12 protein-coding genes and 2 riboswitches are annotated in these 17,460 nt (G+C 63.4%); of the genes, 4 read left to right on the top strand and 8 right to left on the bottom strand.

Annotated features, from left to right (window positions below):
• Window positions 1-14: 14 nt before the first annotated feature.
• Together gcvT and N5B55_RS15405 are read right to left on the bottom strand one after the other, a co-directional pair.
• A complete protein-coding gene (gene gcvT, locus N5B55_RS15410; protein WP_178959589.1) occupies window positions 15-1,142 on the bottom strand; it encodes a glycine cleavage system aminomethyltransferase GcvT in 1,128 nt (375 codons plus the stop codon).
• 129 nt (window positions 1,143-1,271) lie between these two features.
• A riboswitch (glycine riboswitch) is annotated at window positions 1,272-1,399 on the bottom strand.
• A 12-nt stretch (window positions 1,400-1,411) separates the two neighbouring features.
• Window positions 1,412-1,509, bottom strand: a riboswitch (glycine riboswitch).
• A 383-nt stretch (window positions 1,510-1,892) separates the two neighbouring features.
• Window positions 1,893-2,219 (bottom strand): hypothetical protein, encoded by a 327-nt coding sequence (locus tag N5B55_RS15405; RefSeq protein ID WP_178959588.1) that lies wholly within the window; start codon window positions 2,217-2,219, stop codon window positions 1,893-1,895.
• Window positions 2,220-2,492: 273 nt separating this feature from the next.
• Here N5B55_RS15405 and N5B55_RS15400 point away from each other — a divergent pair, with 273 nt between their 5' ends.
• Window positions 2,493-4,613: a UvrD-helicase domain-containing protein gene (locus tag N5B55_RS15400; RefSeq protein WP_065858261.1), complete on the top strand. Its 2,121-nt coding sequence runs from the start codon at window positions 2,493-2,495 to the stop codon at window positions 4,611-4,613.
• Between the two features lie 560 nt (window positions 4,614-5,173).
• On the opposite strand, the gene N5B55_RS15395 is transcribed toward N5B55_RS15400, so the two are convergent.
• Window positions 5,174-6,262 carry an ABC transporter substrate-binding protein gene (locus tag N5B55_RS15395; protein WP_154208146.1) on the bottom strand — a complete coding sequence of 363 codons (1,089 nt, stop codon included), beginning with the start codon at window positions 6,260-6,262 and terminating at the stop codon, window positions 5,174-5,176.
• Window positions 6,263-6,515: 253 nt separating this feature from the next.
• Here N5B55_RS15395 and hemN point away from each other — a divergent pair, with 253 nt between their 5' ends.
• Window positions 6,516-8,000, top strand: coding sequence for an oxygen-independent coproporphyrinogen III oxidase (gene hemN, locus N5B55_RS15390; protein WP_304538585.1), 1,485 nt, complete (start codon window positions 6,516-6,518; stop codon window positions 7,998-8,000).
• Between the two features lie 7 nt (window positions 8,001-8,007).
• On the opposite strand, the gene pyk is transcribed toward hemN, so the two are convergent.
• The 5 genes from pyk to gcl form a co-directional block, all read right to left on the bottom strand.
• A complete protein-coding gene (gene pyk / locus N5B55_RS15385; protein ID WP_304538584.1) occupies window positions 8,008-9,486 on the bottom strand; it encodes a pyruvate kinase in 1,479 nt (492 codons plus the stop codon).
• A 636-nt stretch (window positions 9,487-10,122) separates the two neighbouring features.
• The gene (locus tag N5B55_RS15380; protein ID WP_304538583.1) at window positions 10,123-11,442 is read right to left on the bottom strand and encodes a glycerate kinase type-2 family protein; all 1,320 of its coding nucleotides are present in this window, start codon (window positions 11,440-11,442) and stop codon (window positions 10,123-10,125) included.
• A gap of 76 nt (window positions 11,443-11,518) precedes the next feature.
• Complete coding sequence (gene glxR, locus N5B55_RS15375; protein WP_015855909.1) at window positions 11,519-12,433, bottom strand: 2-hydroxy-3-oxopropionate reductase; 915 nt, start codon at window positions 12,431-12,433, stop codon at window positions 11,519-11,521.
• Between the two features lie 626 nt (window positions 12,434-13,059).
• Window positions 13,060-13,842, bottom strand: a complete 783-nt coding sequence (gene hyi, locus N5B55_RS15370; protein ID WP_304538582.1) for a hydroxypyruvate isomerase — start codon at window positions 13,840-13,842, stop codon at window positions 13,060-13,062.
• A 43-nt stretch (window positions 13,843-13,885) separates the two neighbouring features.
• Window positions 13,886-15,673, bottom strand: a complete 1,788-nt coding sequence (gene gcl / locus N5B55_RS15365; protein ID WP_009239593.1) for a glyoxylate carboligase — start codon at window positions 15,671-15,673, stop codon at window positions 13,886-13,888.
• A 347-nt stretch (window positions 15,674-16,020) separates the two neighbouring features.
• On the opposite strand from gcl, the gene N5B55_RS15360 reads away from it, so the two are divergent.
• Together N5B55_RS15360 and N5B55_RS15355 are read left to right on the top strand one after the other, a co-directional pair.
• The gene (locus tag N5B55_RS15360; RefSeq protein WP_304538581.1) at window positions 16,021-16,932 is read left to right on the top strand and encodes a LysR family transcriptional regulator; all 912 of its coding nucleotides are present in this window, start codon (window positions 16,021-16,023) and stop codon (window positions 16,930-16,932) included.
• A gap of 111 nt (window positions 16,933-17,043) precedes the next feature.
• Window positions 17,044-17,460 (top strand): hypothetical protein, encoded by a 417-nt coding sequence (locus tag N5B55_RS15355; protein ID WP_304538580.1) that lies wholly within the window; start codon window positions 17,044-17,046, stop codon window positions 17,458-17,460.

Below are 17,460 nucleotides of genomic sequence, written 5' to 3'. Positions count from 1 at the left end.
TGCAAATTCGGTGTTCAGCTGACCAGCGCCTTGCCATTGCGCACGAACGGCAGTTTAACCACAGTCGCGGTCAACTTGCGGTCGCGAATTTCGACCTGTACGTCGGTGCCGATGGCCACGTCCTTGGGCAGGCGCGCCAGTGCGATGGAGAGCGACAGGCTCGGGCTGAACGTGCCGCTGGTGATTTCACCGTCACCGGCGGCCGTGATGACCTTTTGGTGGGCGCGCAGCACGCCGCCCTTGTCGCGCAGGATCAGGCCGACGAACTGTTCGCGTTGGCCGCCAGCCTGCAGCGCGGCCTTGCCTGTGAAGTCGCGTTCGCTTTGCAGGTCGACCGTCCAAGCGAGGCCGGCGTCGAGCGGCGAAACGTGCTCGTCCATATCCTGGCCGTAGAGGTTCATGCCGGCCTCCAGGCGCAGCGTGTCGCGCGCGCCCAGGCCTGCCGGGCGCACGCCGGCCTGCAGCAGGCGTTCCCACACGCCTGCGATCTGCGCGGCCGGCACGACCAGTTCGAAACCGTCTTCGCCGGTGTAGCCGGTGCGCGCCACCATGATCTCGCCCACGTTTTCCACGGTGACAAAGCCCGCGTTGAACGGCTTGAGCGCCTCGCCCACGGCCTGCGTGCCGGGCAGCGCGGCGTAGGTCTTGGCGCGCGCATTCGGGCCTTGCACGGCCAGAATGCCCAGCGGCTCGGCGCCCGCGTTGTTGTCGGAGCGGCGCGGCGTGATGGTCACGTCGGTGCCGGCGGCCGCGTTCTGCGCGACGATCCATTCCAGGTCCGTCGGTGCGGTGCCGGCGTTGACGACCAGGCGGAACCAGTCTTCGCGGAAGAAGTAGACGATCAGGTCGTCGATCACGCCGCCCTTGGGGTTCAGCATGCAACTGTAGAGCGCCTTGCCGGGCGTCTGGAGCTTGTCGACGTTGTTGGCGAGCAGCCCACGCAGGAAGTCGCGCACACGCGCCCCGGTGAGGTCGACCACGCACATGTGCGAGACGTCGAAGACGCCGGCGTCCTGGCGCACCGCGTGATGTTCTTCGATCTGGGAGCCGTAGTTGACGGGCATGTCCCAGCCGCCAAAGTCGACCATGCGGGCGCCCAGCGAGCGGTGGATGGCATTGAGCGGCGTGTGTTGGAGCGTCATGGAATCTCTCGGCAGAGGCGCCGCCACTGTGGCCGGGCGCGGCGCGTTATTCGGGACCAGAAAAGCAAAAAGGCCACCCGCGCAGCCTGATGCCTCATGGTGACGCCATGAAGATCAACAAGCTGCGCAGATGGCCCCTCTGTCCTTGGTACCTGAGAGATTGCGAAGCGGGGCGCATAGCGGTGCGCGCCGTTCGTGAGCCCCTTCGGTGGGCGCCCGCAGTGGTCGTGCGGCGCCAGCTCTCCAGAGTGCGGTCGGACGCATGTCCGCCGATCCGCCCGGTCCTGGATGCCTGAGAGTTTTCGGGTGCTACCCCTTCGGCGGCGCCTTGCCGTGTACGGCGGGCACGCTCTCCCGGATGGATGGGCGGAATTTACGGAAGGGGGATGGGATTGTCAATTGGGGTGGACTTGGCGGTTTCGGGTTGGGGGGAGGGCTGGATTTTTTGTGCTTGTGGTGCATCCCTTGTTTCATCCCCTGCCGGGGCTGACTCACTTTCTTTGGTCTTGCCCAAAGAAAGTAAGCAAAGAAATGCGCGCCCGAGATGGCGAAAGGCTCCTTCAATTTCCGTAACCGGGCGGAGACGGGGAAAACTCGCTGCGCTCAGACAGTTCCCCGTCTTTTTTCCGCCCGCTTACGAAAATTGAAGGCGCCATCTAGGGCAGGACCGTCAAAGGCCAAAGACAACGGCCACACCGTCGGGGCGCGGGCGGGAGCGCCTTGTTCGGGTGTGGCTGGTCTTGCTTTGACTTACTTGCCGATTTGGCGGCTGACCTGGTTTTCCTGCTGGTTCAGCGTGCGCTGCTCCTGTTTGGTGATGTGCCCACCGTTTTGGGCCGCCATGTCGCGCTCTTCCTGGCGAATCTGGCGGTCTTCCTTGTGCAGCTGGCGCGCCTGGCCCTTCGTGATTTCGCCTTCCTTCACTTCATTGTGGATGCGCTTGTTCTGGTTGGCGAGGCGGTGGTTGACCTCGGCGCGGCGCGGGTGGTTCTTTTGCCATTGCGTCTGGGCGAAGGCGCCGGTGGTGGCGGACAGGGCGACGGCGGTTACAGCCAGGATCTTGACGATGCGGTTCATGGTTTCTTCCTCCGGTGGGCGGCTGACCGATTCAGCCGCTGTCCTGTCCATAACGGCACGTTTTGGCTCCGGGCTGACCGTCATCGTGTAACGGGGCGTAAGCGGTGTAACGGCCGGAAGCAAAGCGAGGGGCGCAAACGCGTGCGGTGCGGTATTGGCACCTCCGACGGCGCCCCGGCAAACGGCTTTTCATCGGCTCAATCGATGCAAAGGCGCCGTGCTACCATCGCCCTCCGCTGTCGTTCCCGCCTGCTTTTTCTTCCGCCTGTTCCCATGTCTTCCGGTCTCGCCCACGGGCTCAATGCTGCCCAATCCGAAGGTGTGCATTACCTCGACGGCCCATGCCTGGTGCTGGCCGGGGCGGGCTCGGGCAAGACGCGCGTGATCACGCAGAAGATCGCGCACCTGATTCTCGACAAGGGCTTCGAGCCCAAGCACATCGCCGCGGTGACGTTCACCAACAAGGCGGCCAAGGAAATGCAGGAGCGCGTGGCCAAGCTGATGGACGGCAAGACGCGCGAAGACGGCAAGCGCATTCCCATCAAGCAGTTGACGGTCTGTACGTTTCACTCGCTGGGCGTGCAGATCCTCCGGGCGGAAGCCGAGCATGTCGGCCTCAAGCCACGTTTCTCGATCATGGATTCGGACGATTGCTTCGGCATGATCCAGGAGCAGCTCGCGACCACCGACAAGCAGTTGATCCGCCGCGTGCAGAGCACGATCTCGCTATGGAAGAACGGTCTCGTCGACCCGGACACGGCGATTGCCGAGGCGCTCGCCAACAACAACGTCGATGACCACCAGGCGGCGCTCGTCTATCGCAACTACGTGGCGACGCTGCACGCGTATCAGGCGGTGGACTTCGACGACCTGATCCGTATTCCCGCCGAGCTGTTCGCGCGCAATGAAGAGGTGCGCCTGAAGTGGCAGAACCGTCTGCGCTACTTCCTGGTCGATGAATACCAGGACACCAACGCCTGCCAGTATCAGCTGCTGAAGCTGCTGGCGGGCGGCTCGCACCTGCGTGCGCCGGCCTTTACGGCGGTGGGCGACGACGATCAGGCCATCTACGGCTGGCGTGGCGCCACGCTCGACAACCTCAAGCTGCTGCAGACGGATTTCCCCAACCTGAAGGTCATCAAGCTGGAGCAGAACTACCGCTCCACGGTGCGCATTCTGAATGCCGCCAACGCGGTCATCGCACAGAATCCGAAGCTGTTCGAGAAGACGCTGTGGAGCGAGCACGGCATGGGCGACGCGATCAACGTCACCAGCGCCAACGACGAGGAGCACGAAGCCGAAAGCGTCGTCTTCAAGCTCTCTGCCCACAAGTTCGAGCGCCGCGCGCAGTTTCGGGATTACGCGATCCTGTATCGCGGCAACTTCCAGGCGCGCCTGTTCGAGCAGATCCTGCGCCGCGAGCGCATTCCGTACGTGCTCTCGGGCGGGCAAAGCTTTTTCGACAAGGCCGAGATCAAGGATCTGTGCGCGTATCTGCGCCTGATTGCCAACGCGGATGACGACCCCGCCTTCATTCGCGCCATCACCACGCCCAAGCGCGGTGTGGGCAATGCGACGCTCGAAGTGCTGGGTTCGTTTGCCGGGCAGGCCAAGGTGTCGCTGTTCGAGGCGGCGATGATGGGCGGCATCGAAGCGCAGCTCGCGCCGCGCCAGCTGGAGCCGCTGCGCGTGTTCTGCGAATTCATCGTGCGGCTGTCGGACCGCGCCGCCAAGGAGCCCGCCGCCACGCTGCTCGACGAGATGATGGAAGGCATCCATTACGAGGCCTACCTGTACGACACCTACGACGAGCGCCAGGCCCAGAACAAGTGGACCAACGTGCTGGAGTTTCTCGACTGGCTCAAGCGCAAGGGCACCAAGCCCGAAAAGGATGACGACGAAGAAGCCACGGGCTTCGACAATGCCGATGGCTTGATGGACACCGGCAAGAACCTGCTGGAACTCACGCAGACCATCGCGCTGATCAGCATGCTCGAAGGGAAGGAAGAGGATCCGGATGCGGTGCGCCTGTCCACGCTGCACGCGAGCAAGGGGCTGGAGTATCCGCATGTGTTCCTGGTCGGCGTGGAAGAGGGCATCTTGCCGCACTGCCGCGAAGACGATGAGTTGACCGACGAGAAGATCGAAGAGGAACGGCGGTTGATGTATGTGGGCATCACGCGGGCGCAGCGCAGCCTGCATATCAGCTGGTGCAAGAAGCGCAAGCGGGCGCGGGAGACGGTGGTGTGCGAGCCGTCACGCTATATCGCTGAGATGAAGCTTGGAGAGGATGCCGGGCCGACGCCGGAGGACACCATGCCGGCGATGTCGCCGAAGGATCGGTTGGGGGCGTTGAAGGGGTTGTTGGCGGCTAAGAAACCTGTGGCTTCGTGAGTCGGTTTTGGGTTTTGGGTTTTTGTTTTTGGTTTTGGTGCATCCCTTGTTTCATCCCCTGCCGGGGCTGACTCACTTTCTTTGTCTTGCCAAAGAAAGTAAGCAAAGAAAGGCGCGCCCGAGATGGCGAAAGATTCCTTCAATTTCCGTAACCGGGCGGAGGCGGGGAAAACTCGCTGCGCTCAGACAGTTCCCCGCCTTTTTTCCGCCCGCTTACGAAAATTGAAGGCGCCATCTAGGGCAGGAAAGTCAAAGGACAAAGCCACCCCCTCTGGGCACAAGCCCAAACGACAAAGGCCAACCGCGCGATGGGTTGGCCTTTCTCTTTTGACGTTGAGCCCTTGATGGCGCCTTGAATTTTTGTGAGCGGGCGGATCAAGGAAGGAGGCTGTCTGAGCGTAGCGAGTTTGCCTCCTTCCCCGCACGGTCACACAAATTCAAGGGGAAGTCGCCATCTCGGGCGCGCCTGTCTTTTGCTTACTTTTCTTTGGCAAGACAAAGAAAAGTGAGTCGGTCCCGGCAGGGAACGAAAGGGGGATAAACCACCAACTCCAAAGAAATCAATTCCCCGCTCCCTGAATGTAATTCAGATCAACAAATTCGCTCCCCCGATTCCCACGCGTGAAATCCAGCGTGAACCCGCCCACATCAACGCGCGTCTGCAACGCGCGCCGCAGTTCCACGCCGGTCACCTTGCCGCCCGCGGCATTCATCGCCTGAACCAAATACACCGCGGCGATATACCCCGATAGCGTCGCGGCGGAAGGCGGCTCATCCAGAAACTGCTTCATCCGCGCCATATGCTCGCGCGCGACCTTGGTGACGCCGCTGGCCGGGTTTGGCACCGTCTGGGCGAGCAGCATGCCGCCGCTGTAGCCCGAGCCCAGGATTTCGCGCGCCACTTGAGGGTTGACGGACGACAGCCCGACCAGAAAGCCATACCAGCCCTGCTGCGCGAGCGCACGTCCGACGGTGGCGTAGGTGAGCGTGTCGCCGGCGACGAACACCGCTGTGGGCTTTGTCGGCGCGATGCGGGCCGCAAGCTCGGCCGGGTCTCCGGTGAGTGTGTAAAGGTCCAGCGTTTCGGCAGCATTTCCCTTGCCGATCGAGCCACGCAGGCGCACCCCGAGTTGCGGATCGAAGCCCGCTGCCGTGACGAGTGCAATTCGCCGCATGCCGAACTGCCGCAGCCGGTTGTGTGCGGCGACGATTTCGTGGTCGTAATCGGGACGGATGAACAAAACGTTGTCGGCGGTCGACGTCGCACCTGAGAGCGGGGCGAGCAATGGCACATTGCGCCGTGCGATCTCGGGAGACGCTGCCAGCACCGGCAGCAAGCGCTCGCTTACGCCAAAGAGCAACTCGACATGGTCGCGTTCGATCATGTCAACGGCCTGCGGGATGGCTTCGTTGAGCGCCACCTCCCGCCGGACGAGGCTGATGCGCCGGCCCTTGATGCCGCCGCTCTGGTTGGCTGCATCGAAAGCCACCTTGGCGCCCGCCATGAAGTCGCGCGCATAGTCGGCCTGGTCTGCGCCGCGCTCGATCAGTTGCCCCACGACGAACGACGTGCCTTGTGCATGCGCCGCCAACGCGACGGCCGCGCAGGCCAGTGCGCACGCGCAGCGGCGTGCCAGTCTCTGCCACATGGTGCTTCCCCCAAAAGACGAGTCGACGGCCTGTGCTGTTGTGTTGTTTTGACGGCCGGGCGCACGACTGGCGACGAGGCCTTGGCGCCGATCGCCGATGTTAGGGGGCAGAACATGACAGATCGGTGAAGTTGGGGCCCTCCCAACGGAGGGTGAGGCGCGTTTGAACAGGTGTGGACGCACGTTGACACATATCAACGCGGCACCCCCATCGCGGTTTTAGGATGAACCATCGCCCCACCAGAACCGCCCCATGTTTCCGTTCGCCAAGCCGGTCGACCCTCCGTCTGCCGCCCCCGACTCCGCCTTCCGCTGGTCGGCACCGCAGGTGCGCGCGCTCGCACAGCGCTTTGATACGCACGGCCCGCGCTACACCTCATATCCGACGGCGGACCGCTTCCACAATCGGTTCGGCAACGCCGACTATCTCGACGCCTTGCACCGCCGCGCCGCGATCGCGCCAGCGTTGCATGCGCCGCTGTCGCTGTACATGCACCTGCCGTTCTGCGCGAATCTTTGCTACTACTGCGGCTGCAACAAAGTGGTCACGAAGGATCGCTCGCGCAGTGCCCGCTACGTTGACACCCTTGCGCGCGAGATGGCGATGGTGGCCGACCAGATCGGCCCACTGCGCCGCGTGACGCAGCTGCATTGGGGCGGCGGCACACCGACGTTTCTTGCGCACGATGAGATGCGCGCCGTGATGGCCGCCACGCGCGAGCATTTTGCGCTGACGGGCGACGCCGAAATTTCCGTCGAACTCGACCCGCGCCACGCTGACGAAGGCACGCTGGAAGTCCTCGCCGAGATCGGCTTTAACCGCGCAAGCCTAGGCATCCAGGACTTCGACCCCGAAGTTCAACGCGCCATCCGCCGCATCCAGAGCGTGGAAGAGACGCGCCGCGTGGTCGACACCGCACGTCGGCTGCGGTTCGAATCGATCAGCTTCGACCTGATCTACGGCTTGCCGCATCAGCGCACCGAGACCTTCAACGCCACGCTCGATCGCGTGCTGGAGATGGCGCCCGACCGGCTGTCCGTCTACAGCTACGCGCATCTGCCGCATCTGTTCAAGCCGCAGCGCCGTATCGACGTGCTTGCGCTGCCGACCGCCGACGAAAAGCTCGATTTGCTCGCGATGACGGTCGAGCGCCTCGTTGCCGAGGGCTATGTCTATATCGGCATGGACCACTTCGCGCGGCCTGATGATGCGCTAGCCATCGCGCAGCGTGAAGGGCGGCTGCAGCGCAACTTCCAGGGGTATTCCACGCACGCCGATTGCGACATGCTGGCGTTTGGCGTGTCGGCCATCAGCCGCGTCGGCGATGTGTATGCGCAGAACGAGAGGGATCTCGACGCGTACTACGCGCGCATCGATGCCGGCGAACTGGCCGTGCTGCGCGGCATGTCGCTCACGCCGGACGACCACGTGCGCCGCGCATTGATCGGCGAGCTGATGTGCGGATTTGCCTTGGACATGCGCGTATTTGGCGCGCGCCACGGGCTGGACTTCAAGCGCAGCTTTGCGAGCGAGCTGCAGGCGTTGGCGCCGTTGGAAGACGCCGGGCTGGTGAAGGTGGGCGACGAGCGTATCGTCATCACGCCGCAAGGGCGCCTGCTCGTGCGCCGCATCGCGATGGTGTTCGATGCACACCTTCGCGATGCAGGCACGGAGCGCACGGCGCACGCAGAAGGCAAGCCCGTCGCCTTCGTTCCGCGCTACTCCAAGGTGGTCTGACGCAGCGTCAGGCCGTCGCGGCTTCGAACTGCTCGGCGCGCGTTTCCATCTGGGCGGATGCAACGGTCTGCGGCCAGATTTCCGCCAGGCGCAGCAGGTTGGTCGAACCGGCCTGGCCGAACGGCATGCCCGCCGTGATGGCGATCTGGTCGCCCGACACGGCAAAGCCTTCACGCGCGGCGGCCCGGCACGCCGCGTCCACCATCTCGTCGACATTGCTCACATCGGGGCTGACCGTGCTGTGCACGCCCCAAGCGATCGCCAGCCGGCGCGCCGTATCGAGGCGCGGCGTGATGCTGACGATGGGCGCCAGCGGCCGCTCGCGCGCGGCGCGCAGGCTCGTCTTGCCGCTGGACGTGTACGTGACGGTGGCCACTGCGCCCAGGATGTGCGTGACGTCGCGCAGGGCTGCGCAGATGGCGTCCTGGCGTGTGGGCAGCGGCGGTTGATGCTGCGCGTCGATCAGGTTGCGGTACAGCGGGTCGCGCTCGGTCTCGGCAATGATGCGGTTCATGATGCTGACCGCTGCTACCGGATGCTTGCCGCTGGCCGACTCGGCCGACAGCATCACGGCATCGGTGCCGTCGTACACGGCGCTGGCCACGTCGGAGGCTTCGGCGCGCGTCGGCACCGGCGCTTCGATCATCGATTCCAGCATCTGCGTGGCCACCACCACCGGCTTGCCATGCTGGCGCGCCATGCGCAGGATGCGCTTCTGCACGCCGGGCACGCGTTCGGGCGGCAGTTCCACGCCCAGATCACCACGCGCCACCATCAGGGCGTCGGATGCCTGCACGATGTCTTCCAGATGCAGCAGCGCTGCGGGCTTCTCGATCTTGGAGAGCAGGCCCGCGCGGTCGCCAATGATCTCGCGCGCGGCGATCACGTCTTCGGCGCGCTGCACGAACGACAGGGCGATCCAATCGACGCCCAGCGACAAGGCGAAGTCCAGGTCGCGCAGATCCTTCTCGGTAAGCGCGGGAATGGGAATCACGGCATCCGGCACATTCACGCCCTTGCGGTCCGACAGCGGGCCGCCATCGACCACGCGCGTGACGATGGCCGTCGGATCAGCCGCTTCGACTGCCAGGCGGATCTTGCCGTCGTCCAGCAACAGCGACTGGCCCGGCGCGGTCGCGGCGTACAGCTCGGGGTGCGGCAAGTGCACACGCGTGACATCACCCGGCGTCGGATCGCGATCGAGCACAAAGCGGTCACCGTTCTTGAGCACGACGCGGCCGTCGGCAAAGGTGCCAATGCGCAGCTTCGGGCCTTGCATGTCAGCGAGGATGCCGATCGGGCGGCCGGTCTCGGCCTCCACCTCGCGCACGGTGTCGTAGCGGTTGCGGTGGTCTTCGTGCGAGCCGTGGCTGAAGTTCAGGCGGAAGACGTCTGCGCCGGCGTCGAAGAGGGCGCGGATGGTGTCTTTGTCGCTGCTGGCGGGGCCGAGGGTGGCGAGGATTTTGGTGTTGCGGAAGCGGCGCATCGTTGATGGCTCCGGTGGCTGGCTATTGCTTGCTGCGTTTGCGGACCTTGATGGTCCATCTCCCTTTCACCCCCTGCCGGGGGCGACTCACTTTCTTTGTCTTGCCAAAGAAAGTAAGCAAAGAAAGGCGCGCCCGAGATGGCGACCCCTTCCTTGAATTTGTGTAACCGGGCGGAGACGGGGAAAACTCGCTGCGCTCAGACAGTTCCCCGTCTTTGTTCCGCCCGCTTACACAAATTCAAGGCGCCATCTAGGGCAGGGTACGGCCACACAATCTGTGTGCTCACCTGGAGGCTCTTGTTTGTTGCTGTTGCTGTTGCTGCTCGGTTTGCTTCGCGTTGTGCTGCTGGTTCCTGCTGCAGTCGTGCTCCGATTGTTTGGCCGTTGGAGCCCTAGATGGCGCCTTGAATTTCTGTTGCAGGGAGGAAAAAGAGTGCAGGCCTGTTTGAGCGAAGCGAGTTTGCCTCTCCTCCCTCCCTGCGACATAAATTCAAGGAGTCTTTCGCCATCTCGGGCGCGCCTTTCTTTTGCTTACTTTTCTTTGGCAAGACAAAGAAAAGTGAGTCAGCCCCGGCAGGGGATGAAACAAGGGATGAACCACAAAACTAAAACCCCCAATCCACCCCTCGCCCAAAATTAGCCAGTAATCAAAATCGCCCGAAAATCATTCACATTCGTCCGCGTAGGCCCAGTCACAATCAAATCCCCAAGCGCATCAAAAAACCCATACCCATCGTTGTTGTCGAGCAGTTGCTTAGCCCGCAACCCAAGCGCTTCAGCACGCGCCAGACTATCCGGCGTCAAGATCGCACCAGCGTTGTCTTCAGACCCATCGATGCCATCGGTATCGCAAGCAATCGCATGCACACCCGGCAAACCATCCAACGCCACGCCCAGCGCCAGCAAGAACTCGGCATTGCGTCCGCCGCGCCCATTGCCGCGCACCGTCACCGTGGTTTCACCACCCGACAGAATCACGCACGGCTTGGTGAACGGCTGATTGCGCGCCACGATCTGCCGCACGATGCCGGCGTGGACTTCTGCCACATCGCGTGCTTCGCCTTCAATGCTGTCCGACAGGATGTGGGCCTCATAACCGAGTGCGCGTGCCTGTGCGGCCGCCGCCTCCAGTGCGTGCTGAGCCGTCGCGATGACGTGACTGCGATGGCCTTCGAAACGTGCATCGCCGGGTTTGGGCGTCTCGCCCGCGCCGGTTTCCAGATGACGGCGCACCGCTTCGGGCACGTCGATGCCGTACTTGTCGATCACGGCCAGCGCATCCGCGCAGGTGGTGGCGTCGGGCAGCGTCGGGCCGCTGGCGATGAGCGTCGGGTCGTCGCCTGGAATATCGGAGATCAGCAGCGTCTCGACGCGTGCCGGTGCGCATGCCAGCGCCAGGCGCCCGCCCTTGATCGACGACAGGTGCTTGCGCACGCAGTTCATCTCGCCGATGCTCGCGCCGCTTTTGAGCAGCGCGCGGTTGACGGACTGCTTGTCGGCCAGCGTCAGGCCCTCCGCCGGTGCAGCCAGAAGGGCCGAGCCACCGCCCGAGATCAGGCACAGCACGAGGTCGTCTTCCGTCAAACCTTCGAGCAGGCCGACCATACGTTGCGCAGCGCGTTGGCCGGCTGCATCGGGCACCGGGTGCGAGGCTTCCACCACTTCGATACGGCCTTGCATGCCAGGCGCGCGGCCGTGCCCGTAACGCGTGACGACCAGGCCAGACAGCTCGCCCTTCCAGTGCTGCTCCACCGCCTCGGCCATGGCCGCTGCGCCCTTGCCGGCGCCGATGACGATGGTGCGGCCACGCGGCGGTTCAGGCAGGAATGCCGGCAGGCATTGCGCAGCGCTGACCGCAGCCACCGCAGTATCAAACAGGCCGTGCAGCAACGCGCGCGGCGACGGATTGGGCAGGGCAGCGCGCAGGGCGGCCTGGGCAGACTGGTCGTGGTGCATGGCAGAAAGCGGGGAGACAGCAAAAAGACTGCCGCCGCCCGAGGGCCGCGACAGTGCACACAACTTACACGCGCATTCAGGCGATGTCGTGGTTCGACATGATCTCGATCGCGCGGCACAGGGCCGAATGATCTTGCTTGCCCATGCCGTTGGCGGCGCAGGTGTTGAACAGCTCCTGCGCGGTGGCCGTGTTCGGCAGGGCCACGCCCAGCGTCTTGGCGCCCTGCAGGGCCAGGTTCAAGTCCTTCTGGTGCAGCTCGATGCGGAAGCCCGGGTCGAACGTGCGCTTCACCATGCGCTCGCCGTGCACTTCAAGAATGCGCGACGCAGCGAAGCCGCCCATCAGTGCCTGACGTACCTTTGCGGGATCGGCACCCGCCTTCGATGCGAACAGCAGCGCTTCCGACACGGCCTGGATGTTCAGTGCCACGATGATCTGGTTGGCCACCTTGGTGGTCTGGCCGTCACCGTTGCCGCCGACCAGCGTGATGTTCTTGCCCATCAGGTTGAACAGCGGAGCAACGCGGTCGAACGCAGCCTGCTCACCGCCCACCATGATCGTCAGCGATGCGGCCTTCGCGCCCACTTCGCCACCCGACACCGGAGCGTCCAGGTATTGCGCGCCGGTCTTGTTGATGCGGGCAGCAAAGTCCTTCGTCGCAATCGGCGAGATCGAACTCATGTCGACCACGATCTTGCCGGCTGCAGCATCCTTGCCGGCGTCCTTCAGCGCCTTGGCGACGCCCTTCTCGCTGAACAGCACGGCTTCAACGTGCGGGGTGTCCGGCACCATGATGAAGATGATGTCGGCACGCTTGGCGACTTCTTCCGCGCTCGTGCAGACCGTCACGCCGGCTTCCACCAGCGCGGCGGGTGCCGGGTTGACGTCGTGCACGAACAGCGTGTGGCCTGCTGCGCGCAGGTGACCTGCCATGGGGGCGCCCATGATGCCGAGGCCGATGAAACCGAGGTTCAGAGTTGCGGTTGCCATGGTGAGGGATCTCCTTGGTTTGGATGTGTTGGTGGTTTGCTTGTTTGAACCTTGGTGGTTCATCTCTCTTTCACCCCCTGCCGGGGGCGACTCACTTTCTTTGTCTTGCCAAAGAAAGTAAGCAAAGAAAGGCGCGCCCGAGATGGCGACCCCTTCCTTGAATTTGTGTAACCGGGCGGAGACGGGGAAAACTCGCTGCGCTCAGACAGTTCCCCATCTTTGTTCCGCCCGCTTACACAAATTCAAGGCGCCATCTAAGGCAAGGTACGGCCACACAATCTGTGTGCTGACCTAGGTGGCTCTTGTTCGTTGCGGTGTTGCTCGCTTTGCTTCGCGTTGTGCTGCTGGTTCGTGCTGCAGTCGTGGCCGATGGTTTGGCCGTTGACGTTCCTGCCCTAGATGGCGCCTTGAATTTCTGTTGCAGAGAGGAAAAAGAGTGCAGGCCTGTTTGAGCGAAGCGAGTTGCCTGCACTCCCTCTCTGCGACAGAAATTCAAGGAGTCTTTCGCCATCTCGGGCGCGCCTTTCTTTGCTTACTTTCTTTGGCAAGACAAAGAAAGTGAGTCAGCCCCGGCAGGGGATGAAACAAGGGATGAACCGCCCCGCCGGAACAAGGCAAACAAAAAATCAAGCAACGTTGTGAGCAGCCCGCCAGCCAAGGCCTTCAACGGTCCCTGCCTTGGGCTTGTACTCACACCCAACCCACCCCGTGTACCCAATCTCATCCAACCAACGGAACAAGAACTGATAGTTGATCTCCCCAGTCCCCGGCTCATTGCGCCCAGGGTTGTCCGCCAACTGCACATGCTTGATCTTGTCCAGATGGCGCTTCAGCGTGTTCGCCACTTCGCCTTCCATCCGTTGCATGTGATAGATGTCGTACTGCACGTACAGGTTGGACGCATCCACGTCTGTAATCAGATCCAGCGCCTGTTGCGTGCGGTTCAGATAGAAGCCGGGAATATCAAACGTGTTGATCGGCTCGATCAGCAGATCGATCTTCTCGGCCTTCAGTGCCTTCGCCGCAAACTTGAGGTTGTCCACCAGCGTCTTGCGTGCGGCGTCTTCGCTCACGCCTTCGGGGCGAATGCCCACCAGGCAATTGAGCTGTTTCACGCCGAGAACCTTGGCGTACTTGATGGCATCGCCCACGCCGTCTTGAAACTCGCCCACGCGGTCCGGCAGGATGGCGATGCCGCGCTCGCCGCCGTCCCAGTTGCCGGCCGGCAGGTTGTGCAGGACCAGGTCGAGCTGGAAGCGGTTCAGGCGATCGGCAATCTGGTCGGCGTGGAACGCGTAGGGAAACAGGAACTCCACGCCGCGGAAGCCCGCACGGGCGGCGGCTTCGAAGCGGTCAAGGAAGGCCTGCTCGTTGAAGAGCATGGTCAGGTTGGCTGCCAGCTTTGTCATGGTTTCTCCTTGTATCGGACGGTGAGGGAGGGACGCGCCGTCTTTATGCGGTGACGCCTTCGGCTTCCGTGAGGGTGTCTTCCAGGTCGAGCACATCTTCAAACTCGACCACGTTGTCGATCTCGGTGCCCATCGCGATGTTGGTCACGCGCTCGAGAATCACCTCCACCATCACCGGCACCGAGAACTCGGCCATCAGCAGGCGGGCCTGCGCAAAGGCGGGTTCGATGTCTTCGGGCTTGAATACGCGGATCGCCTTGCAACCCAGGCCTTCGACCACCTTCACGTGGTCGACGCCGTAGCCGTTCAGCTCGGGCGCATTGACGTTGTCGAAGGCGAGCTGGACGCAGTAGTCCATGTCGAAGTTGCGCTGTGCCTGGCGGATCAGGCCCAGGTACGAGTTGTTCACCACCACGTGGATGTACGGCACCTTGAACTGCGCGGCCACCGCCATCTCTTCGATCATGAACTGGAAGTCGTAGTCACCCGAGATGGCGACCACGTCGCTGTTGGGCGAAGCCACCTTCACGCCGATGGCGGCGGGAATGGTCCAGCCCAGCGGGCCTGCCTGGCCGCAGTTGATCCAGTGGCGCGGCTGGTTGACCGACAGGAACTGCGCGGCAGCGATCTGCGACAGGCCGATCGTGCTCACGTAACGCACCGAGTTTTCCCCCTTCTGCGGGAAGTACTGGTTCATCTCGCGGTACACGCGCTGCGGCTTGATGGGCACGTTGTCGAAGTCCGAACGACGCAGCATCGTGCGCTTGCGCTTCTGAACGTCGGCGTTCCAACTCTTGCGGCACGGCAGCTTGCCGGCGGCCTTCAGCTCACGCGCGACTTCAATGAACTTCTCCAGTGCCGCCTTGGCGTCCGAGACGATGCCCAGGTCCGGGCCGAACACGCGGCCGATCTGGGTCGGTTCGATATCGACGTGAATGAACTTGCGGCCCTTGGTGTAGACGTCGACGCTGCCCGTGTGACGATTGGCCCAGCGGTTGCCGATGCCGAACACGAAGTCCGAAGCCAGCAGCGTGGCGTTGCCGTAGCGGTGCGACGTCTGCAGGCCGACCATGCCGGCGTTGAGCGGGTGGTCGTCGGCGAGCACGCCCCAGCCCATCAGGGTCGGGACGACGGGCACGTTCACCAGCTCGGCAAACTCGACCATCAGCTTGGCCGCATCGGCGTTGATCACGCCGCCGCCGCACACCAGCAGCGGGCGCTCGGCCTGGCACAGCATCTCGATGGCACGCTCGGCTTGGGCACGCGTGGCCGCGGGCTTGTAGACCGGCAGCGGGCTGTACGTGTCGGGGTCAAATTCAATCTCGGCGACTTGCACGTCGAACGGCAGGTCGATCAGCACCGGGCCCGGACGACCCGAGCGCATCAGGTGGAACGCCTGCTGGAACACGCGCGGCACCAGCGCCGGCTCACGCACGGTGACGGCCCACTTGGTGACCGGCTTGGCGATCGACTCGATGTCGACGGCCTGGAAGTCTTCCTTGTAGAGGCGGGCGCGGGGGGCCTGGCCGGTGATGCACAGGATGGGAATCGAGTCTGCCCAGGCCGAGTACAGGCCGGTGATCATGTCGGTGCCTGCAGGGCCCGACGTGCCGATGCATACACCGATGTTGCCGGGTTCGGCACGCGTGTAGCCCTCGGCCATGTGCGAGGCGCCTTCAACGTGGCGGGCCAGCACGTGGTCAATGTTGCCAGCCTTGCGCAGGGCCGAGTACAACGGGTTGATGGCGGCACCGGGCACGCCGAAGGCGGTGGTGATGCCTTCTTTTTCCATCACCGCAACTGCGGCATCAATCGCTCTCATCTTCGGCATGGGGGTGTCTCCAGGAAGGGGAAGGTGGGAATACGTTGGAACTGATCCTATTCCCGCATGCCGATATGGATAAACGCAGCTTTCGTCAGTTGATTGCTAACCCAAAATACCGAATGGTTTTGCGTGCTGCACCAATATGGAGGCACGCAAACTGCCGAAAAGGCGCATGCTGCGGCCATTTGAAGCTGTTTTTGTGCGACGCAAAAAACCGGCCTGACGCGCTTGCATCGATCACATGGCCGTCCGCCATTTTTGCCATTCGTCATAGGTGATATGCGCCAGAAAGTCGCAATCCAGGTACGCAATGCTCACTAAAATGGTCAGACATTGCGAACTGGAATGATGGAATGGACAAGCTCAAGCAGATCGAAGCGTTCATCGCCGTGGTGGAACACGGCAGCATGGCCGCTGCCGCGCTCACGCAGGACGTGACGCCCGTCATGATCGGACGCCGCATCAACGCGCTGGAAGCCCGCCTGGGCGTGAAGCTGCTGCACCGGTCGACGCGCCGCATTGCGGTGACGGAGCAAGGCGCGGTCTTCATGGAACAGTGCAAGAAGGCGCTGGGCGAGCTGGACCGCGCGGAGCTGCTGGTTGCGGAAGGCCGCCACAAGGCGACCGGGCACCTGATCGTTTCGGCGCCGGCCGCCTTTGGCCGCAAGCACGTTGCACCGCATGCGCCGGACTTTCTGCGTGCCAACCCCGACGTGCGCATTTCGTTCAACCTGACCGACCGGGTGGTCGACCTCGTGCGCGAAGGCTACGACGTAGGCATCCGTATTGGCGGCGCGATCGATCCGAACTTCGTGGCGATTCGCCTGGCGTCGAACAAGCGCGTCGTGTGCGGCACGCCCGCGTACTTCTCCAAGCACGGCGTGCCTCGCACGCTGGATGATCTCGCGCGCCACAATTGCCTCGCCTTCAACCTGCAGGGCGGCCAGCAGCGCGGCTGGTATTTCCAGCAGAACGGCAAGGCCGTCACCGTAAAGGTGAACGGAAACCTCGACTGCAACGATGGTGAACTGCTGCACCGCTGGATGGGCGAAGGCCTCGGCCTGGGCTGGCGCTCAACGTGGGAGATCCAGCCCGAGCTGGAATCCGGGGCGCTGATGACGGTGCTGGGCGACTACGCGCTGCCCGACTACGACATCCTCGCCGTGTACCCGCAGCAGCGGCCGGTGCCGGCAAAGATCCGGTTCTTTATCGAGCATCTGAAGACCGTGTACGGGCAGGCGGGGTATTGGTCGCGAACGGGTTGAGCGTGCGGAAATGGATGACGGTTCCTACACTTGTCATCAGGCGCATCGCGGTGGCGCCCTCAATGCCGGAGACTGAAGATGCTACCCAGAACTGCAGTTGTCGGCGCGCTCATGCTCAGCACCTCGGCCGTGGCCTGCGATCTGACCGGGCTTGAGCATCCGCTGGTGTTCTCGCCTGGCGAGTCTGCGCTGCCGACCACCGAAATCCTGAAACTGGCGGAATGGGATTCGCAGCTCAAAGACGATTTTCGCAGCGGCGGCAAGTACCGGGTGCGCCTGCAGGAGGCGTCCGAGCCTGCTCCCGACCCAGAGCTGGCTGTGCTGCGCCTCAAAAGCCTCCAGGCCGTGCTGGACGCCGTCGGAATCGAGGGCGACAAAGTCGAGTCGTCCGAAGCCGATACACATCTGCGTGCCGTGGAGCGCGAGGGGGCCGCTCCCCACATGCCGACAGCCGCCTACGTCGTTTTCCAGCCGGACTGCCGGAACCCGTGTTGCCCAGGCTCCGCGCCCGCCGCTCCGCAGCGATAA

The sequence above is a fragment of the Ralstonia pickettii genome (assembly GCF_030582395.1).
In the GTDB taxonomy this organism is placed as follows: domain Bacteria; phylum Pseudomonadota; class Gammaproteobacteria; order Burkholderiales; family Burkholderiaceae; genus Ralstonia; species Ralstonia pickettii_D.
The sequence above is the reverse complement of the archived record's forward strand: the minus strand, read 5'-3'. Positions and strand labels throughout refer to the sequence as shown.